The organism is Micromonospora sp. CCTCC AA 2012012 (genome assembly GCF_040499845.1).
Classification (GTDB): domain Bacteria; phylum Actinomycetota; class Actinomycetes; order Mycobacteriales; family Micromonosporaceae; genus Micromonospora; species Micromonospora mangrovi.
The window spans coordinates 1651866-1671780 of sequence record NZ_CP159342.1 but is presented as its reverse complement, the minus strand read 5'-3'; the positions used below and the strand labels follow the sequence as shown (position 1 = coordinate 1671780).

Annotated in this window: 14 protein-coding genes; 12 read left to right on the top strand and 2 right to left on the bottom strand. The window is 73.3% G+C overall.

The window, feature by feature from the left end; genetic code table 11:
* Positions 1 to 186: 186 nt before the first annotated feature.
* The 12 genes from ABUL08_RS07535 (at position 187) to ABUL08_RS07480 (ending at position 18587) form a co-directional block, all read left to right on the top strand.
* Positions 187 to 918 carry a sulfotransferase-like domain-containing protein gene (locus ABUL08_RS07535; RefSeq protein ID WP_350935838.1) on the top strand — a complete coding sequence of 244 codons (732 nt, stop codon included), beginning with the start codon at positions 187 to 189 and terminating at the stop codon, positions 916 to 918.
* A gap of 148 nt (positions 919 to 1066) precedes the next feature.
* On the top strand, positions 1067 to 1657 hold the full coding sequence (locus ABUL08_RS07530; protein ID WP_350935836.1) for a hypothetical protein: 591 nt from the start codon (positions 1067 to 1069) through the stop codon (positions 1655 to 1657).
* Positions 1647 to 2669, top strand: a complete 1023-nt coding sequence (locus ABUL08_RS07525; RefSeq protein ID WP_350935835.1) for a BtrH N-terminal domain-containing protein — start codon at positions 1647 to 1649, stop codon at positions 2667 to 2669. Before ABUL08_RS07530 ends, ABUL08_RS07525 begins: the two co-directional genes overlap by 11 nt.
* Before the next feature lie 19 nt (positions 2670 to 2688).
* The gene (locus tag ABUL08_RS07520; protein ID WP_350935833.1) at positions 2689 to 3981 is read left to right on the top strand and encodes a DegT/DnrJ/EryC1/StrS family aminotransferase; all 1293 of its coding nucleotides are present in this window, start codon (positions 2689 to 2691) and stop codon (positions 3979 to 3981) included.
* Positions 3978 to 4808: a transketolase gene (locus tag ABUL08_RS07515; protein ID WP_350935830.1), complete on the top strand. Its 831-nt coding sequence runs from the start codon at positions 3978 to 3980 to the stop codon at positions 4806 to 4808. Before ABUL08_RS07520 ends, ABUL08_RS07515 begins: the two co-directional genes overlap by 4 nt.
* Entirely contained in the window at positions 4805 to 5755 is a 951-nt protein-coding gene (locus ABUL08_RS07510; protein WP_350935828.1) for a transketolase family protein, read from the top strand. The genes ABUL08_RS07515 and ABUL08_RS07510 overlap by 4 nt, the downstream gene beginning before the upstream one ends.
* 14 nt (positions 5756 to 5769) lie before the next feature.
* Complete coding sequence (locus ABUL08_RS07505) at positions 5770 to 5943, top strand: lysine biosynthesis protein LysW (RefSeq protein ID WP_350935826.1); 174 nt, start codon at positions 5770 to 5772, stop codon at positions 5941 to 5943.
* Positions 5940 to 6959 (top strand): N-acetyl-gamma-glutamyl-phosphate reductase, encoded by a 1020-nt coding sequence (gene argC / locus ABUL08_RS07500; RefSeq protein ID WP_350935823.1) that lies wholly within the window; start codon positions 5940 to 5942, stop codon positions 6957 to 6959. The genes ABUL08_RS07505 and argC overlap by 4 nt, the downstream gene beginning before the upstream one ends.
* Before the next feature lie 7 nt (positions 6960 to 6966).
* Complete coding sequence (locus ABUL08_RS07495; protein WP_350935821.1) at positions 6967 to 7830, top strand: [LysW]-aminoadipate kinase; 864 nt, start codon at positions 6967 to 6969, stop codon at positions 7828 to 7830.
* A gap of 2 nt (positions 7831 to 7832) precedes the next feature.
* Positions 7833 to 8027, top strand: coding sequence for an MbtH family protein (locus ABUL08_RS07490; protein WP_350935819.1), 195 nt, complete (start codon positions 7833 to 7835; stop codon positions 8025 to 8027).
* A gap of 48 nt (positions 8028 to 8075) precedes the next feature.
* Positions 8076 to 15446 (top strand): amino acid adenylation domain-containing protein, encoded by a 7371-nt coding sequence (locus ABUL08_RS07485; protein ID WP_350938540.1) that lies wholly within the window; start codon positions 8076 to 8078, stop codon positions 15444 to 15446.
* A 3-nt stretch (positions 15447 to 15449) separates the two neighbouring features.
* Positions 15450 to 18587 (top strand): amino acid adenylation domain-containing protein, encoded by a 3138-nt coding sequence (locus tag ABUL08_RS07480; protein WP_350935816.1) that lies wholly within the window; start codon positions 15450 to 15452, stop codon positions 18585 to 18587.
* 103 nt (positions 18588 to 18690) lie between these two features.
* Here the strand turns inward: ABUL08_RS07480 and ABUL08_RS07475 are convergent, their stop codons facing one another.
* Together ABUL08_RS07475 and ABUL08_RS07470 are read right to left on the bottom strand one after the other, a co-directional pair.
* Positions 18691 to 19074 carry a VOC family protein gene (locus tag ABUL08_RS07475; protein WP_350935814.1) on the bottom strand — a complete coding sequence of 128 codons (384 nt, stop codon included), beginning with the start codon at positions 19072 to 19074 and terminating at the stop codon, positions 18691 to 18693.
* Positions 19075 to 19098: 24 nt separating this feature from the next.
* Positions 19099 to 19896, bottom strand: coding sequence for an FkbM family methyltransferase (locus ABUL08_RS07470; protein WP_350935813.1), 798 nt, complete (start codon positions 19894 to 19896; stop codon positions 19099 to 19101).
* Positions 19897 to 19915: the final 19 nt, after the last annotated feature.

Below are 19915 nucleotides of genomic sequence, written 5' to 3'. Positions count from 1 at the left end.
GGCGCAATTCGGCTGCTCCGTGACGCTACGGGCGGTCCGACCTCGAACACGTCCGCGCGAGGTTCAACCGGGGCGACACATCACACTGACTTTCCCGCCCACCGGTTGCGCATTTCGCTTACCCGATCCGCGCCCGGACCGTACGACAATGGACCGCGTTCAATGCGTCATAACGGAAGGAACCCCATGGAAGACGCGCCCGAACGGATACCGGTGCTCGCGTTGTGGAGCGCGCCGCGCAGCCGCTCCACCGCCTTCGCCCGGATGATGGCGGAGCGGAACGACCACCTCGTGGTGCACGAACCGTTCTCGCACGTGGTCGACTTCGGCGAGGCCAAGGTGGGCGACCGGGTCGCGCACACCGAACAGGACGTGCTCGACGCCCTGCGCGCGGTCGCCGCCGAGCGGCCGGTGTTCTTCAAGGACACCATGGACTTCCACTACCCGGCACTGCTCGCCGACCGGGCCTTCCTGAGGGCCGCCACCCACACGTTCATCATTCGCCACCCGACCGAGGCCATCGCCTCGCACTTCGCCCTGAACCCGGACCTGGGTCGCGACGAGATCGGCTTCGCCTGGCTGTACGAGGTCTTCGACGCGGTGCGGTCGGCCACCGGTACGACGCCGACCGTGATCGACTCCGACGACCTGCTGGACCGGCCGGAGGACACCGTGCGGGCGTACTGCGCGGCGGTGGGCATCCCGTTCGTGCCGTCGGCGCTGAACTGGCAGGCGGGCATGCGGCCGGAGTGGCAGGCGACCGGCCGGTGGCACCAGTCGACCAGCCGGACCACGGGTTTCGGGCGGAAGACCGGCGACGGCGCCGCGGTGGTCGACGCCGATCCGGTGCTGCGGAGCTACCGCGATTACCACCTGCCGTACTACGAGCGGTTGCGCGCGGTCGCGCTCCGGCCCTGACCACCGGCGTGGAAATAGTCAGCTGGATTACCCGGGGAGTACATCGAAAGGTAGCTCAGGGAATTCGCGGTAAGCGTCATGGAGACGAAACCAGGGATTCAGCGGCCTAGATTGGTGCCACCGAAGAGCGTTCCAGTGAGGGAGAGACATGCTCGTCTCCAGTGCCGTTTCCCGCCGGTGCGATCCGGTCGACATATCCCAGCACCGCAACAACACCGCCATCTCGTCGGCGACGGCGACGAAGGCCGGCCACTTCAACGTGTGGGGCAACTCCTTCGCCGCCGAGCACCTACCGGCCGGCGGAAGCCTCGTCCACGTGGCGGGCGTGCCCTTCCAGTTCCCGCCGGTCTGCGCCGGCCCGGACAACGTCCGCTGCGAGGGACAGTTCATCGCCGTGGCGGAGGGCCGTTACGACTGGGTGCACGTCCTGGCGGCGGCCGAGCGGCGCTGCGAGGACACCGTGGAACTGCACTACAGCGGCGGCCCGGTCGACGCCGAGGCGCTACGGGTCTCGGACTTCTGGGCGGCACCGGCCTGGTTCGGCGAACTCCTGGCGTTCCAGAGCCCGGTCATGCACTACCCGCACCACGTGCAGCGAGGCGTGCCGGCGGTCATGTGGGCCCAACGGGTGCCGGTCACCCGGCGGGCCGACCTCGCCGGGATCCGCCTACCGCGCAACGTCGCGATGCACCTCTTCGCGGTCACGCTCCAGCACGCGGAGGCCGATCATGACCAGTGAGGTGACGGCCCGGACCTACCTGGTCGCCGAGCCGGAACTGTGGTACCGCGACCTGATCAGCTGCCTGCAGGCCACGTTCGGCACGCTGGTGGCCCGGCTGGGCGCCGACCCGCTGGCCGTGCTCGGGGCGGGCTGGCGGTTCCTGCACCTGCCCGGCGACGTCCGGTTCGACGAGTTCTACTACCCCTGCCCGGACGGCGACCTGGGCGCGGCCCTGGCCCCGCACCACGAGCTGCGGGCCCGCTGGTGGCAGCCGGCCGACGAGGACGACGTGTGGCGGGAGGTCCGCGAGTCGCTGGCCCGGGACCAGCCGGTCATCGCCGCGGTGGACAACTTCTACCTGCCCTTCCGGCCCGCCTACGGCGACGTGCACGCCGCCCACCTCGTGGTGATCTACGGCCTGGACGAGGACCGCGGGCTCGTGTACGTCTCGGACGCGATGCCGCCGGCCTACCGCGGTCCGGTGCCGATCGGGGAGTTCCTGAACAGCTGGGGTTCGGCCAACCCGGCCGACGTGCAGGACGCGTTCTTCAGCGACTCCCGGATCGGCCGGCGCTGTCTCGACGTCCGGCTCGACGCCCCGCCCGCGCCGCTGACCCCCGAACTCCTCGACACCTACCTGCGCGTCGACGTCGACGGCTTCACCACCGCCACCGCGGCCCGCACCGGTCTCGCCGGGTTCGACGCGTTCGCCGAGGAACTCGTCGACCGGTGCCGGGCCGGGGACGCCACCGCGCTGCGCGAGCTGTACCCGTTCGGGTGGGGCATGCAGGCACAGGCGTCGCTGCACGGCGAACTCCTGCGTCGCTGCGGTCGGGAGTGGGGCGATCCGGCCCTCGCCGGGGCCGGACGGGCCGTCGAGGCGGTCGCCCACGCCTGGACCGGGCTACGCATCACCGGCGCGCACGGCATCGCCGATGCCCGGGCGGTCGCCGCCGACATCGCACACCACGCCACCGTCCTGCGTGGCAAGTACGCGTACGCCGTCGACGCCGTCGACGCGGCGATCTGACCACCCCGGAGAGGCAGCGATGAGCAAGCTGGCAGCGTTCGGCGGCACCGCCGCCGTACCGAAGGACCGGCGCGGCGTGGACTGGCCGCTGATCGAGGACGAAGACCGCAAGGCCGTCCTCGACACGCTCGACGGCGGCCGGCTGGTGTCCAACACCGAGGGCGTGAACCCGGTCGCCACCCTCGAGGCGAACTGGGCGCAACGGTTCGGCTTCGACCACTGCGTCGCGGTGTCCACGGGTACGGCCGCGCTATCCCTGGCGCTGGCCGGGCTCGGGATCGGGCCGGGCGACGAGGTGATCGTGCCCGCGCTCAGCTTCATCGCCACCGGGCTCGCGCCGGTACACCAGATGGCCACTCCCGTGTTCGCCGACGTCGACCCGGTCACGTTCAACCTCGACCCGGACGACGTCGAGCGCCGGATCACGCCGAGAACCGCGGCGATCATCCCGGTGCACCTGCACGGCGCGCCGGCCGACATGGACCGGCTCCTCGACATCGCACGCCGCCACGGCCTCGCGGTGATCGAGGACGCGGCCCAGGCCCCCGGAGCGACCTACCGGGGTCGACCGGTCGGCGGGATCGGCGACGCGGGAGCGTTCAGCCTGCAGGTCACGAAGAACATCCCGACGTGCGGCGAAGGTGGTCTGCTCGTGACCGGCCGCGCCGAGCTGGCCGAGGCGGTCCGGCGGGCCCGGCAGTTCGGCGAGGTGATCGAGAGCGGCCGCGACCGTGACTACGTCTCCCACGGCCTGGGCTGGAACCACAAGATGAACGCGATCCAGGCCGCCTTCACCACCGCGCAGCTCGCCCGGTTCGACGAGTACGAACGTCAGCGGCAACACAACATCGCCGAATTCCTCGCGCGGCTCGCGGCGCTGCCCGGGCTGCGCGTACCGACCACCCTCCCGGACACCACGCACGTCTGGCACATTCTGCGGTTCCGGTTCGAGCGGGCCGGATTCGGCCTCTCCGACGACGTACGGCCGGCGGCGCTGCGCTCGGCGCTGCGGCGGCTGCTGCGCGCCGAGGGCGTGCCGATGTCGCAGTACCAGCTCATGCCGCTGCCCGACCAGAAGGTCTTCGTCGACCGCGTGGGGTTCGGCGCCGGTTATCCGTGGACCTTGACCGGCAACCCGGCTGCGGGCGCGGACTACCCGGTGGCCCGCGCGATCATCGCTGACTCCCTCACTCTCCAGAAGCGTCACCTCAATCCGAGATCGGGCGAGCTGCTCGGCCTCTACGCGGACGCGTTCGAGAAGGTCTGGACGAACCGGGACGCGGTGGCCACGCTCGCGGCGGCGGCGTCATGACCACGGCCCAGGACACGCTGGAAGCGGTCGCCACCCGCATCCGCACGCACGTCGTCGACATGTGCGCGGGGCCGGAAGGCGGCCACCTCGGCGGCGCCTTCTCCTGCGTCGAGGTGCTCAGTGCGCTGTACTTCTCGGTGCTCAACGTGGACCCGCGGCGGCCGGACCACCCGGACCGCGACCGCTTCCTGCTCAGCAAGGGCCACGCCGCCCTGGCCCTGTACGCGACGCTCGCCGAACGGGGTTTCTTCCCGGTCGAGGAGCTCGCCGGATACGGCCGACCGGGTAGCCGGTTGATGGGCCACCCGGTGCGCGCGGTGCCCGGTGTCGAGCTGCCGACCGGGTCGCTCGGTCACGGTCTCGCGTTGGCCTGCGGGTTCGCGCTGGCCAACCGGCACGCCGGCCGCGACTCGCGCAGCTTCGTGCTGCTCGGCGACGGCGAACTGCAGGAGGGCTCGGTGTGGGAGGCGGCCATCGCGGCCGCGTCGCTGGGGCTGGACCGCCTGGTCGCCGTCGTGGACCGCAACGGGCTGCAGCTGACCGGTCCGGCCGAACGGATCGCGCCGATGGAACCACTGGCCGAACGCTGGCGCAGCTTCGGCTGGGCGGTCCGCGACGTGGACGGCCACGACGCGAGCGGGCTGGCCGACCACCTCGCCGCCGCACCGTGGGAGCCGGGTCGGCCGAGCGTGCTGATCGCCCGCACGGTCAAGGGACAGGGGCTGCCCTTCCTCGCCGGGCGGGCCGACAGCCACTACCTGACCCTGTCGCCGCGCAACCACGCCCGGTCGCTCGCCGCGCTGGCCGTCACGGACGCCGCCCGATGAGCCGCGCGATGCGGGAGGCGTACCGGGACTGCCTGCTCTCCCTGCTGGAGCGGCATCCGGAGGTGATCTGCCTGGACACCGACACCGGCCTGTTCCGCCCGGAGCACGTCTCGGCGGCCGGGGACCAGTACCTCAACCTCGGCATCGCCGAGCACAACCTGATGGGGATCGCCGCCGGAATGGCCGCGTGCGGGCGCATGCCGTTCGTGAACACGATGGCCGCGTTCGCCGCCTCACGCGCCCTGGAAGGCATCAAGATCGACATCGCGTACAACCGGCTGCCGGTCCGCATCATGGCCACCCACGGCGGTCTCGCCGCCGGCCACCTCGGACCGACCCACCAGGCCCTGGAGGATCTCGCCGTGATGCGGGTGCTGCCCGGGATGACCGTGGTGGTGCCGGCCGACGCGGCGGCCGCCGAGGCGTTCGTCGCGCAGAGCCTGAGCCTGGCCGGACCGCTCTACGTCCGGCTCGACCGCAAACCGTCGCCGCCGCTACCTCCGGCCCCTCCCCCGGTCATCGGTCGCGCGCAGACGCTGCGACCGGGCGGCGACGTCGTCCTCGCGTGCTGCGGCCCCTACCCGACACTGGCCTGCCTCGCCGCGGCCGACACCCTCGCCGGACACGGCATCGAGACGACCGTGCTGAACCTGCACACGGTGCGACCGCTCGACACCGGGACGCTGATCGAGGCGGCGCGACCGGCCGCGCTCGTGGTGACGGTCGAGGAGCACTGGCGCAGCGGCGGCCTCGGCGGCGCGGTCACCGAGGCCCTGGCCGAGGCCGCACCGACGACGGTCCTGCGGCTGGGGATGCCGGACCAGTTCGTCGACGCGGTCGGCAACCAGGAACACCTCCTCACCCGCTACGACATCACCGCGGAACGGATCGTGACCATGGTCCGCACCGCACTCGACGCGACGGCTCGCATCGGGACCCACCAATGAAAGGACGTCAACCCATGACCACCATGTCGGCCTGCCCCGAATGCGCGGACGAGGTGCCGATCAGCGAATCGGTACGGCTCAACGAGATCGTCGAGTGCGCCGGCTGCCGGAACGAACTGGAGATCGTCGCCCTCAGTCCGGCGGTACTCGCGCTCGCCCCCGAGATCGAAGAGGACTGGGGCGAGTGATCCGCGTCGCTGTGGTCGGCGCGGCCGGGTTCATCGGCGGAGAACTGCTGCGACTGCTCATCGGCCACCCCGAGGTCGAGGTGACCGCCGCGGTTTCCTCCCGGTTCGCCGGCAAACGGGTCGACGGCGTCCACCCCAACCTGCGCTCCGCCACCGACCTGCTGTTCTGCTCGGTGGACGACGTGGACGAGTACGACGCCGTCTTCCTGGCCACGCCGCACGGCGCCGCGATGACCCAGATCGACCGCTGGATCGGACACACCAAGCAGGTCATCGACCTCACCGGCGACTTCCGGCTGGACGACACCGAGGTCTTCCAGCGCTACTACGGGACCCGGCACGCCGCGCCGCACCTGCTCGGCGAGTTCGTCCCGGGGATACCGGAGCTGCACCGGGAGCGCCTGCGCGGCGCCGACCTGATCAGCGTGCCCGGCTGCATGGCGGTGGCCGGCGTGCTCTCGCTCCACCCGATCCGGGACCTGATCGGACCGGACGTACGCCTGGACGCCCGCACCGGGTCCAGCGGGTCCGGGGCCACCGCCGGCGAGGGCAACCTGCACGCGTTCCGCAGCGGGGCGATGCGGGTCTTCGCGCCGACCGCGCACCGGCACGAGGCGGAGATCGCCCGGCACGTCGGCGTGCGGGTCACCATGACCGCGACCGGGGTCGAGGCGGTACGGGGCGTGCAGACGATCTGTCACGTCACCCCGAAACCCGGCGTCGACGGCAAGGAGGTACGCCGGGCCTACCGGGAGCGGTACCGGGACGAGCCGTTCGTCCGGCTCGTCGCGCAGCAGCGCGGCCTGTACCGGTACCCGGAACCCAAGATCCTCTCGGGTTCGAACTTCTGCGACGTCGGGTTCGCGTTCGACGAGGACACCGGCCGGCTGACCACCATCGCGGCGCTGGACAACCTCGTGAAGGGCGGCGCCGGCAACGCGGTCCAGTGTCTGAACATCCGGATGGGCTGGCCGGAGACCCTCGGCCTGTCCTTCCCCGGCCTGCACCCCGCCTAGGAGAGCCGTGACCAGACCGTTGACAGTCGTCAAGTGCGGCGGGAACCCGGCCGTGGACTCCGCGGGCATCTGCGCCGACGTCGCCCGGCTCGTCCACCGGGGCGAGTCCGTCGTCCTGGTGCACGGCGGCTCCGGCGAGATCGCCCGGCTGGCCGGCCGGCTGGGCGTGCCGCAGCGCACCCTGGTCGCCCCGGACGGGGTGTCGGCCCGGTACACCGATCCGGCGATGCTGGAGGTCGTCGTGCTCGCGCTGGCCGGGGCGGTCAAGCCGGCGATCGTCGCCGCGCTGTCCGGTCTCGGGGTGCCCGCCGTCGGCCTCACCGGCCTCGACGGCGGCATGCTGCGGGCCCGCCGCAAACCGGCCGTCCGGGCGGTGGTGGACGGTCGGACCGTGCTGGTGCGCGACAACCACAGCGGCCAGCTCGGGGCCGTCCGCACGGAACTGCTGGAAGGTCTGCTGCGGTCCGGTGTCGTGCCCGTGGTCTCGCCGCCCGCGATCGACGAAAACGACCACCCGGTGAACGTCAACGCCGACCGGGTGGCGGCGGCGCTCACGGTGGCGCTCGGCGCCGACCGGCTGGTGCTGCTGACCGGCGCACCGGGCGTGCTCGCCGATCCCGGGGACGACACCAGCGTCCAGAGCAGCTACCAGGTGCCCCCGACCGGCGCGCCCGGATCCGTCGCCGGCGGCGGCATGGCGCTGAAGCTCGTCGCCGCCCGTGAGGCCCTGGCCGGCGGGGTGCCCTCGGTGCGGATCGCCGACGGACGGGTGCCCGATCCGATCAGCCGGGCCCTGGCCGGGTCCGGGACAACGGTGACCATCGCCGGCGCCCCGTCGGCGGCCGGCCGGTCCACGCGAGAGGGGAACTGACGATGGACCGCACCTACCTCGTGGTCGTCAACGACGAGGAGCAGTACTCGATCTGGGACGCCGACCGCGACCTGCCTCCCGGGTGGCGTGGTGAGGGCTTCCGCGGCCCCGAGGCCGACTGCCTTGCGCACATCGAACAGATCTGGACCGACATGCGTCCGCTCAGCCTGCGCCGCGCGATGGCGTCGGGCGCCTGACCCACGACGCCGTGAATCAAGCCGCCACCACCAGAGGAAGCGTGCGTGATGATCCTCGATCAACTCCATTCCCGCGTCACCCAGGCGCCGGACGCGGTCGCCGTACAGGACGGCGACCGGCGGCTCACCTACCTGGAGTTGGCCGGACACGCCTCCGGCCTGGCGGCCCGGCTCACCCGGCGGGGAGTCCGACCGGGTGACGTGGTCGCCGTCTACGCCGACCGGTCCGCCGAGATCGTCGTCGCCGAGCTGGCCGTCCTGCTGGCCGGCGCGGCCTACGTACCGCTCGACCCGGCCCATCCGACCTCGCGGACCACCGAGCTGCTGGAGCTGTCCGGAGCCGCCGCCGTGCTCACCACCCGGCCACTGCTGTCGGCCGGCGCGGAACTCGGCGATGCCGAGGTCGTCGACCTGGCGCAGGCGCCCGCCGGCCGCTACGAGCCGGTTCCACGACCGGACGACGACGCGCTGGCCTACGTCATCTTCACGTCGGGCTCGACAGGCCGCCCCAAGGCGGCCGCGGTCCGCCACGGCGCCCTCGCGAACCTCCTGCGCTGGCACGAGGGCGCTTTCGGCCTGGGCCCGCAGGACCGCACCACGCTGCTGTGCGCCCCCGGATTCGACGTCTCGGTGTGGGACACCTGGCCCACGCTGGCGGCCGGTGCCACGCTGGTGGTGCCACCCGCGGCCGTACGCGCCTCGCCGCCGGACCTGGTCACCTGGCTGGCCGAGGAGCGGATCACCGCGACCTTCCTGCCCACGCCGCTGGCCGAGGCGGTGCTCGACGTGCCGTGGCCGGCGCACACCGCGCTCCGGTGGATGCACACCGGCGGCTCCGCGTTGCAGCGCGGCGTCGCGCCCGGCCTGCCGTTCACCCTGGTCAACGTCTACGGCCCGGCCGAGTGCACGGTGGCCGCGACGACCGCCACGGTGCCGTCGGACGGGCCGGTGCCGCCGCCGATCGGCGTACCCCTCGACGGCGTGCGCTGTTACGTGCTCGACGGCGTCGACGTGGTGGCCGACGGCGAGCCCGGCGAGATGTGCCTGGCCGGCGCGGGCGTGGCCCGGGGCTACCTGAACGATCCGGCCGCCACCGCGCGGTCGTTCGTGCCCGACGTCACGGTCCCCGGCGAGCGGATGTACCGCACCGGTGACCTGGTCCGCCGCCGGCCCGACGGGACATTCGAGTACCTCGGCCGGCTCGACGACCAGGTCAAGATCCGCGGATTCCGGATCGAGCCCGGCGAGATCGCGGCCGTCCTGCGGCAGCACCCGGCCGTCCGGGAGTCGTACGTGGCCGCCCAACGCAGCGGCTCCGCCGACCCGGTGCTGCACGCCTACGTCGCCGCGGACGCCACGCCCGCCGAGCTGATCGCCTTCGTGGCGGCCCGGCTGCCCGACTACATGGTGCCCGCGGCCGTCGTCGTGCTGCCCGCGCTGCCGATGACGGCCAACGACAAGGTGGACCGGGCCGCACTGCCCGCACCCGACCGGGTGGCCGCCGGGCTGGCCGCGGTGGTCGCACCGCTTCGCACCCCGACCCAGGGCGCGGTCGCCGGGATCGTGTCCGACCTGCTCGGTGGCGTGGCGGCCGGCGCCGACGACGACTTCTTCGCCCTCGGCGGCACCTCGCTGCTGGCCGGCCGGCTCTCGACCCGGCTCGCCGTCGAACTCGACGCGCAGCTCAGCCTGGCGGAGCTGGCCTGCGCCCGGACGATCGCCGCGATCGCCGACCTGGTCGACGAGCGGACCGGCCGACCGGAGGTGGACCCAGACCCGGACCCGAACTTCCCGGTCCCGCCGACGCCGCCGTCGATCGCCCGGGCCGACCACGGTGGGCTGATCCCCCTGTCGTTCCAGCAGGAACGGGTGTGGTTCTTCGCGCAGCTGGCCCCGGAGAACATCGCCTACAACTTCCAGGCCACGGTGACCCTGCACGGCGACGTGGACACCGATGCCCTCCGCGCCGCCCTCGACGAGATCGTGCGCCGGCACGAGATGCTGCGGACCACCTTCGTCAGCGTCGACGGCGTCGCCGTGCAGCGGCCGGTCACCGACGTCGACGCGCCGCTGCGCGTCCTGGACGTGCCGCGCGAGCAGGCCGACGACGTGGTCTCCGCCGAGCTGGCCCAGCCGTTCGACCTGACGAGCGCGCCGCTGGCCCGGTGGCTGCTGTTGCGCCACGGAAACGGCGAGAACACGTTCGTCCACGTCGAACACCACTTCATCCACGACGGCTGGTCGCTCGCGGTGTTCCTGTCCGAACTGTCGGCGCTCTATCCGGCGTTCGCCGCCGGTCAGCCGTCGCCCCTCCCGGAGCTGGCCGTCCAGTACGCGGACTACGCCATCTGGCAGCGACAGTGGATGGACGGGGACGTGCTGAAGGCCCACGTCGACCACTGGACCACCCGGCTCGCGGGCGCGTCCGACCGGCTGGAGCTACCGGCCGACCGGCCGCGACCGCCGGTCATGAGCCTGCGGGGCGCGGCGCCGCGGATCAGGGTCCCGGCCGAGCTGGCCCGCGCGCTGCGCGCCTTCAGCCGGCGGCACCGGGTGTCGCTCTTCTCGACCATGTACGCCGCCTTCGCCGCCCTGCTGCACCGGTACACCGGGCAGCAGGACCTGCTGGTCGGCACCGGCATGGCCAACCGGAGCCTGCCCGAGCTCCAGCCGCTGCTCGGCATGATCGTCAACACGGTCGTCCTGCGCACCCGGCCGCACGGCCGGATGTCGTTCACCGACCTGCTCGACCAGGTCCAGGAGACCGTGCTCGACGCGCTGGCCTGGTCGGACACCCCGCTGGACACGGTGATCGACGCGATCGGGCCGGAACGCGACTCCTCGCGGCTCCCGCTGTTCCAGGTCATGTTCAGCTTCCACGACTCGGCCGTGCCCGACCTCGACTTCGGCGGGCTGACCGGTGCGGTCACCGAGCGGGCGAACGGCTCGGCCAAGGCCGACCTCAACGTCATCGTGGTACCGCGCGGGGCGCAGCGGGTGGGCCGGGAGCCCCGGCCCGAGGACGACGACCTGCACCTGATCTGGGAGTACTCGACCGACCTGTTCGACGCGTCGACCATGTCCCGGATGGCCGGGCACTACCTGAACCTGCTCGCCGACGCCCTGGCCCGACCGGACACCGCACTCGACGGGCTACGGCTCATGGCGGACGACGAGTCGCGGCGACTCGAACGCTGGAGCCGCGGACCCGCGGTGCCCGACGCCGAGCCGGGCCGGACGATCCCCGCCCTGTTCGCGGCCCAGGTCGCGATCCGGCCGGACGCGACGGCGCTGGTCTTCGGCAGCGAGTCCATGACGTACGCGGAGCTGGACCGGCGCAGCAACGCCCTGGCCGTGCGGCTCCGCCGCCGCGGGGTGGTCGCCGACGTGCCGGTCGCGGTGGCCGTCGAGCGCAGCCCCGACCTGGTGGTGGCCCTGCTGGCCGTGTCGAAGGCCGGCGGCGCGTACCTGCCGATCGACGCGAGCAGCCCGGCGCCCAGGGTGGCAGCCATGATCGCCGCCGCGGGCGCCCGCCTCCTGCTGACCACGCGGGCCACCGACCGGGCCGCGACACCCGAGGTGGACACGGTGTACGTCGACGCCGAGCCCACCGACGCCGCCGACGAGTGGACGGCGGTACCGGACCTGTCCCACCCGGACAGCCTCGCCTACATCAGCTTCACCTCGGGCTCGACCGGCGTACCGAAGGGTGTCGCCGTGCCACACCGCGGTGTGGCACGGCTCGTCCACGACCCGTCGTTCGCCCCGCTCGGGCCGGGCCAGCGGCTCCTCCACCTCGCCCCGGTCGCGTTCGACGCGTCCACCTGGGAACTGTGGGGCGCGCTGCTGACCGGCGCGACGACGGTGATCGCACCGCCCGGCCCGCTCGGACTGCCGGAGATCGCCGCCCTGCTGCGCACCGCCGACGTGACGGTCGCGTGGCTCACCGCCGGTCTGTTCCACCAACTGGCCGAGTCGGATGTCGAGGTCGTCGCCGGAGTGCCCGTCCTGCTGGCCGGCGGCGACGCGCTCAGCCCCGCCACGGTGCGCGCCGTGCTGTCGGCCCGCGACCGCCGACCGCTGGTCAACGGGTACGGCCCGACCGAGAACACCACGTTCACCACGTGCCACGTCATGACCGGCCCGGACCAGGTGGTGGCGTCGACGGTGCCGATCGGCCGCCCGATCCAGGGCACCACCGTGCACCTGTTCGACGACAGCGGCCAGCCGGTGCCGATCGGCGTGACCGGCGAACTGTTCACCGGTGGGGACGGCCTCGCCCGCGGTTACGTCGGCAACGCCTCGGCCACCGCGCGGGCCTTCGTGCCCGATCCCCACGGGTACGGCACGCGCCTGTACCGGACCGGGGACCTGGCCCGTTGGCGCGCCGACGGGACGCTCGAGTTCGTCGGCCGCGTCGACGACCAGATCAAGATCCGTGGCTTCCGGGTCGAGCCCGGCGAGGTCGCGTCGGTCCTGCGCGCGCATCCGGACGTCGGCGACGCGGTCGTCCTGGTGGCCGGTCAGGGCGCGCAGAAGCACCTGATCGCGTACGTGACCCCGGCCGACGGTGTCGACCCGGGCACCCTGGGGCCGGCGTCGCTGCGCGACTTCCTGAGCGGACGCCTGCCGGAATACCTGGTGCCCACCGGGTTCAAGGCCCTCGACCGGTTCCCGCTCAACGCCAACGGCAAGATCGACCGGGCCGCGCTGCCCGCGCCGGAGGTCCAGACCCGCGGGCCGGTCACCCCGCCCCGGGGCGACACCGAGGAACGGTTGGCCGACACCTGGCGGCGGCTGCTGCCCGACCCCGACCTGCACGGCGACATCGGCCGCGAGGACAGCTTCTTCGCCCTCGGCGGCAACTCGCTCCTGGCGTCCCGCCTGATGTTCCGGATCCGCGAGATGTTCGACGTCGAGCTGCGGATGGCCACCTTCTACGAGAAGCCCACGCTCGTCGAGTGCGCCGCCGCGATCGACGCCGCCCGCGACCGGGCCGGTACCGCTCCGGCGCGACCGGCCACCATCGGTCGCCAGGACCGCCGCGCCTACCGGACCCGCGCCCCGCAGCCGCCGCCGGGCCGGAAACTCGCGCCGCACCTGGTCCACCTGGGCGGCGACTGGGCGCTGTGGCGGACGGTCTGCCTGCGGGCGGCCGGCTTCCCGGTCCACCTGCTGGCCGACCTCGGCGCCGCCGACCTGGCCGAGGCGGCCGACGCCGTCGTCGCCGCGGGCGAGCCGGCCATGGCCGCCTACTCCGCCGCGTTCGCCGCGGCGGTGCGACGCCAGTCCGCGGCCCTGCACGAGGCGGCCAGCCGACCGGCGCTGCGGGAAGCGGTCGCCTGGCAGAACCGGCACGCGCTGACGACCGGCCTCGACCCCGTCGTCCGGCGGGGACCGGAGCCAGCCAGGCGGGACACCAAGGCCCGCCAGCACGAGGCGCTCGTCGCGAGCTACCTGCAGCGGTACTGCGCGAAGAACGACACCATCGGCTTCTTCGGCCCGGTGAGCTGGTCGCGGATCGACGACGGCACCGGCTTGCGGATCACCCACGATCCGGCGGGGCGGTTCCTGGCCGAGCGCATCACCTACCTGGAGGGCTGGGCGGTGGCGGCGATCCTGGCCGACCACACCACGGCCCTTCGCCCCTGGCTCGTACCGCGACGGATGCCGTTCGTCGGCCTCGACGGCACCCAGCTCCGCGTGCCGCTGGCGCCGCCGGTGCCGCTGACCCCGGCCGAGGCGGCGGTCCTGCGGGCCGTCGACGGCGCGCGTGACGCCGGTGCGGTCGCCGACCTGGCGCTCGCCGACGAGTCGGCCGGGCTGCGCGACGTCGACGACGTCTTCGCCGTGCTGGCCCGACTGGCCGACCAGCGCCGACTGGCCTGGCAGGTCGAGATCTCCCCGCCCGACATCCATCCGGAGCGAACCATGCGGGCGCTGCTGGCCCGGGTCACCGACGACGCCGTACGGGAGGCGGCCACCCGGGCACTCGACGAGCTGACCACCGCCCGGGACGCGCTGGCCGACGCGGCCGGCGACCCGGAGCGGCTGGCCGCGGCCATGGCCGGCCTGGAGGAGACGTTCACCCGCCTGGCCGGCGTCCCGCCCACCCGCCGGGCCGGCGAACTGTACGCCGGCCGCACGGTCGCCTACGAGGAGTGCCGGCGCGCCGACACCGTACGGCTCGGCGCCGACACCCTGGATGGGATCCGGGAGCCGCTGGCGCTGGTGCTCGACAGCGCCCGATGGTTCCTCGGTGCCTGTGCCGAGCTGTACACCCGCCATTTCGAGGCGGCCCACCGGAAGCGGGCCGCCGCGCTCGGCACCGACGTCGTGCCCTTCGCCGACTTCTGGCTGCTCGTCAACGACGCCCTGTTCCACCGGGCGCCGGCCCTCATCCGGCCTGCGGTGACGGCGCTGCAGGAGCGCTGGTCGGCGATCCTCGACCTGCCCGAGGGCTCCCGGCGGGTCCGGCTGCGCTCGGCCGACCTGCGGCGGCGGGCGGCCGACCGGTTCCCGTCCCCGCCACGGCCGTGGCCGACGGCCGTGTTCCACAGTCCGGATCTGATGATCGCCGGAGCGGACGCCGCCGCCGGTGGCCGGCTCACCTGGGTGCTCGGCGAGGTCCACCCCAGCAAGGTCACCGCCCGCTACGGCACGTGGCTGGAGCTGCACGACGACCCGGACGGCTACCACGCGGCCATGCGACACGACCTCGCCGGACCGGTCGTCTGGCAGGCCGAGACGGCCGAGATCAGCGGCAGCGCCACCCGGCAGGCCGGTGCGCTGGTGTCCCCGGGCGACCGGTGGCTGCTCTGGTCGCACGACGCCAACGGCTACGACCCGGCCACGACCCTGGCCGTGGGCGACTGCGACGTGGTCGACTCGGCGACCGGGCTGCGGGTCCGGCGCCGCGACGGCACCTTCGAGCGCGAGCTGCTCCCGGTCCTCGGCGACCTGATCATCAGCGTGATCATCAACAGCTTCGACCCGGTGCCGCCCGCCGCCCACACCCCCCGCGTCACGGTGGACGATCTCGTGATCGGCCGGGAGCGGTGGACGTTCGCCGCCACCGCCCTCGCGTTCGCCGGTACGGCCGACGAGAGCACCCGGTACCTGCAGGCCCGGGCCTGGGCGACCGGCCACGGACTCCCCCGGCACGTGTTCCTCCGGTTCTCCGGCGAGCGCAAGCCGATCTACGCCGACCTGACCAGTCTCGCGTCGATCGACCTGATCTCCCGGTCGGTACGGCGGTGCCGCCGCCACGCCGGGGCCGAGGCGACGGTGACCGTCGTCGAGATGCTGCCGGAACCGGATCAGGCCTGGCTCGTCGACGCCGACGGCCAGCGCTACACCAGCGAACTGCGCCTGGTCGCAGTCGATCAGAAGACGGCTGAGCAGAGTCAGGAAGGCTGAGGCGTGGCTGTATACGAGCTCCCGACGTCGTTCGCCCAGCGGCGGATGTGGCTACTGGTCGAGATGGACCCCGACCTGCCCACGTACAACATCTCCTGGGCCGTGTGGCTGGACGGTCCGCTCGACGTCACCGCGCTGCAGGGCGCCTGGGACGCGGCCCTGGCCCGGCACGAGTCCCTGCGCACCACGTTCCGCCACGAGGCGGGCGTGCCGGTGCAGATCATCGACGACGAGCCGGATCCGCGGCCGCTGCGGATCGCCTCGGTCGAGCACCGGCCCGACGGCGAGCGGACACCGGCGGCCCGGGCGCTGATCCGCGACATGGCCGGCATCACCTTCGACCTGGCCACCGGGCCGCTCGCCGTGGCCACCCTGGTCCGGATGTCGGCGGACGCCCATGTCCTCGCGGTGGTGGCCCACCACATCGTGGCCGACGGCTGGTCGTTCCGGGTCCTCTTCGACGAGCTGTCCACCGACTACGAGGCGATCGTCCGCGCCGGCGCGCCGACCGTGGCGGAGCCGGCGATCCAGTACGCCGACTACGCCATCTGGCAGCTCGGGCACGCCGAGGACGGCGGGTTCGCGCCGGCCGGCCGGTTCTGGCAGGACGAGCTGGCCGACGCGCCGTCGTCGCTGTCGCTGCCGAACGACGAACCGTACCCGGCGCGCCAGACCTTCGCCGGCCGGTCCCTGCACACCACACTGGACAACGGCCTGGCCGACACGCTCCGGCAGCTCGCGGCCCGCCAGGGCACCACGGTGTTCGCCGTCCTGCTGGCCGCCTACGCGGTCGTGTTGTCCCGGCTGACCGACGCCGACGACCTGGTCATCGCGGTACCGATGGCCGCCCGGACCCGGCCGGAGACGGAGACGATGGTCGGCCTGCTGATGAACACCGTGCCGGTCCGGGTCCGGATCGACCGGGACGCCACGCTCGGCGACCTGGTGCGCTCCGTCCACCGTGCGACCGCGCGGGCGCTGGCCCACCAGGAGCTGCCGTTCGAGCGGATGGTGGAGCTGCTGCGCCCCGACCGCGACCCGGCCCGGTTCACGCTGACCCAGGTGATGTTCGCGATGGAGGAGTCCTGGGCCGTCCCCGACCGCGGCGGGCTCCACTGGCGACCCGAGCTGGTGGAGAACGACACCACGAAGTTCGAGATCGAACTGACCGTCACCGAGGCGGAGGACGGCCCCCAGGTGCGGGTCACCTACAACCGCGACCTCTTCCACGACGCGACCGGGCAACTCGTGAGCGACGGCTTCCAGGCGATCCTGCGCTGCCTCGCCGACGACCCGGACCGGGTCGTCGCCGCCGCGGAGATCATGTCCCCCGAGCTGTCGGCCCTGGTCACCGACCGCTGGCCGGACGGCGGCCCGCGCCTCGACCCGGACGCGACCGCGGTGGCCCGGCTGCACGCGGCGTGTGCCGGGGACTCGGTCGTGGTCACCGGCAGCGACGGCGAGCTGACCGGCGCGCAGGTGCGCGACCGGGCCCGGCGGATCGCCGCCGCGCTCGCCGACCGCGGCGTCGGCGCGGGCGACCGGGTGGCGATCCTGCTGCCCCGCGGCACCCGGCTGCTGCCCACGGTCCTGGGCGTCTGGTCGACCGGCGCGGCCTACGTACCGCTGGACCCGATCTATCCGGAACAGCGCATCGCCATGATGCTGGCCGATGCCGGGGCGGCCGCGATCGTGGTCGACAGCGGCGTCGCGGGCGCGCCGACCCTCCCGCCGACGGCGGCGCCGATACCTGTCGTGGACCTGGCCGCGCTCCCCGCGGACCCGGAGCGGCCCGAGCCCGTACTCGACCGGCCGCCGTCGGCCCCGGCCGTGACCATCTTCACCTCCGGGTCGACCGGCCGGCCGAAGGCGGTCACCGTGACCCAGGGCGGCATCGCGGCGCTGCTCGACGCGGTCGTGCCGAAGCTGGCCCTCGGTCCGCGGGACCGGTTCGTCGCCGTGTCGACGTTCGCGTTCGACATCGCCCTGGTCGAGTTGATCGCGCCGGTACTCGCCGGCGGACGCGTCGTGGTCGCGGACACCGACCAGGTCAAGGACCCGGCCCGACTGCGCGAACTGCTGATCGACAGCGGCGCGACGGCCATGCAGGCCACACCGGCCGGCTGGCGGATGCTCATCGACGCCGGCGGCATCCCGGACACCGTGTCGCTGCGGATGACCGCCGGGGAGCCCCTGCCCCGGGACCTCGCGGACCTGATGGGCGCGGGCCCGCAGGCGCGCGTGTGGAACCTGTACGGCCCGACCGAGACAACGATCTACTCCGGCGGTGACGCCGTCGCCGGATCGCCCGCCCCGATCGAAATCGGGTCGATCATCGCCGGGACCCGGCTGTACGTACTCGACGCCCGGCTGCGGCCGGTCCCGCCCGGCGTCTTCGGGGAGGTCTGCATCGGCGGAGCCGGGGTGGCCCACGGCTACCACGGTTCACCCGGGATGACCGCGGCCCGCTTCCGGCCGGACCCGTTCGACCCCCGGCCGGGCGCCCGCCTCTACCGGACCGGTGACGTCGGCCGATGGCGCCGGAGCGGCCGGATCGAGCTGGCCGGCCGGGTCGACCGGCAGATCAAGATCCGCGGGTACCGGATCGAGAGCGGCGAGGTCGAGGCGACCCTGCGCAGCCACCCCGACATCGCCGAGGCCGTGGTGTCGGTCCGGGGCGGCGGTGACGACGTACGCCTCGTCGGCTACGTCGTCACCGCGAACGGGGCCGACCAGCCGCCCGCCGGGCTGAGCGGCCACCTGCGGCGGACGCTTCCCGAGTACATGGTCCCGGCCGCGTACGTGGTGCTGCCCGAGCTGCCACTCACCCGCAGCGGCAAGATCGACTACCGCAACCTGCCCGAGCCCGACTGGAGCGCGTCGTCGAGCCAGGAGCCGGTCGCCGCGCGTACCCCTGTCGAGGCCCGACTGGCCGCGATCGTGGCCGAACTGCTGCTGCTGCCGGCGCCGGTCGGCGTCCGGGACAACTTCTTCGCCCTCGGCGGGCACTCGCTGACGGCGGCCCGGTTGATGGCCCGGATCCGCGCCGACTACGGCATCGACCTACCGATCCGGACGCTCTTCTCCGATCCCACGGTCGCCGGTCTGGCCGCCACGATGGCCGCCGCCGAGCCCGGCTGACCCGAGCGGCGCGCGGGCCGCCACGTGCCGGCTGGCACGAGCGGCCTCGGCTGACGCCGGCCCTCGACCGGCGACCGCCTGGCCCGGCGAGGTGGCCGCGGCCTCACGCGACACAGAACTCGTTGCCTTCGGGGTCCTGCATGACGACGTGGCCGAGCACATCGCCGTACCACTCCTCGCGGAGCACCGTCGCGCCGGCAGCGACCAACTCGGGGACTCGCTGCCGGATCAGCCGGGCGCGTTCGGCCATGTCCCAGGGGCCCGGCCCGGCCACCCGAACATCGATGTGCAGGCGATTCTTGCGGCGCTTGGCCTCGGGCACCTTCAGGAAACTGATGGCCGGTCCGCGACCGTCCGGGTCGACGATGGACGCGTTGTCGGGCTCGTCGAAGCCGGATTCCCTGACATAGCCGAGGGCCAGCGCCCAGAAGGCAGCGATCCGCTGCGGATCGTCGGCGTCGCATCCCAAGGTCCAGAAAGTCGCCATGGCGCCAACGTACGCGGCGTTGCGCTATCCCGGCCGGACGGGTGCGGCGCGGCCCGACCAGCAGTACACGTCACCCGAGTTCGCCGAGGGCGGCAGCGCTCGCAGGTGGTCCGCCATCTCCTGGGCCGTCACCGGGCCCGGAAACGTCAGTGCACCCCCGTCCCCGGGCGCGACGTTGAAGGCGTCGAAGCCGAGCGCCACGAGCCGGTCCAGGCAGCGGTACGCCACGGGCCGGGCGATGGTGGTGAACTCGAAGGAGAGCACCGGCAGCGCTCGGCTCAGCCCGGCCAGGACGACGTCCTCGAAGCCCTCCACGTCGATCTTGACGAAGGCGGGGACGCCGTACGTGTCGACCAACGAGTCGAGGGTGACCGCTTCGACCTCGACCCCGGTGTCCCAGACCTCGTGCCGCCAGCCGTCCGCATCATGGCCCGCGTGGATGAAGTGCGGGGAGGCGGTGGAGAGCGTGGGGTTGGCCGTGTTGACGGCCAACGGAAGCCGCCCCACCGACCTGCCGCAGGCCGCCTCGACCAGGACGACCCGCTCGTCACCGGCGTAGATGGCGCGGAGGGCGCGCGCGCAGACCGGTTGCGGCTCGACCGCGACCACCCGGGCGTCGAGCCGGCGGAAGCAGCCGACGTGGTCGCCCACGTGTGCACCGACGTCGAACACCAGGTCGCCGGCCGCGACGAAACGCGAGAAGAAGGCGTCCATCGCGTCGTCACGCGCCGGGTTGCCGTAATAGAACTCCAGCGAGCGGCGCAAGGACGACGTTGCGGGGTCCGCCTTGAGCGCCTCGATCACGACAGTTCGGGCGTCCACCGCACCAACCTAGCCCGGT

Excerpts from the sequence above, each read along its gene's own strand:
- ABUL08_RS07530 (WP_350935836.1), top strand. The coding sequence starts at position 1,067 with ATGCTCGTCTCCAGTGCCGTTTCCCGCCGGTGCGATCCGGTCGACATA.
- ABUL08_RS07490 (WP_350935819.1), top strand. The coding sequence starts at position 7,833 with ATGGACCGCACCTACCTCGTGGTCGTCAACGACGAGGAGCAGTACTCG.
- ABUL08_RS07525 (WP_350935835.1), top strand. The coding sequence starts at position 1,647 with ATGACCAGTGAGGTGACGGCCCGGACCTACCTGGTCGCCGAGCCGGAA.
- ABUL08_RS07520 (WP_350935833.1), top strand. The coding sequence starts at position 2,689 with ATGAGCAAGCTGGCAGCGTTCGGCGGCACCGCCGCCGTACCGAAGGAC.
- ABUL08_RS07475 (WP_350935814.1), bottom strand. The coding sequence starts at position 19,074 with ATGGCGACTTTCTGGACCTTGGGATGCGACGCCGACGATCCGCAGCGG.
- ABUL08_RS07510 (WP_350935828.1), top strand. The coding sequence starts at position 4,805 with ATGAGCCGCGCGATGCGGGAGGCGTACCGGGACTGCCTGCTCTCCCTG.
- ABUL08_RS07485 (WP_350938540.1), top strand. The coding sequence starts at position 8,076 with ATGATCCTCGATCAACTCCATTCCCGCGTCACCCAGGCGCCGGACGCG.
- ABUL08_RS07515 (WP_350935830.1), top strand. The coding sequence starts at position 3,978 with ATGACCACGGCCCAGGACACGCTGGAAGCGGTCGCCACCCGCATCCGC.
- ABUL08_RS07505 (WP_350935826.1), top strand. The coding sequence starts at position 5,770 with ATGACCACCATGTCGGCCTGCCCCGAATGCGCGGACGAGGTGCCGATC.
- ABUL08_RS07535 (WP_350935838.1), top strand. The coding sequence starts at position 187 with ATGGAAGACGCGCCCGAACGGATACCGGTGCTCGCGTTGTGGAGCGCG.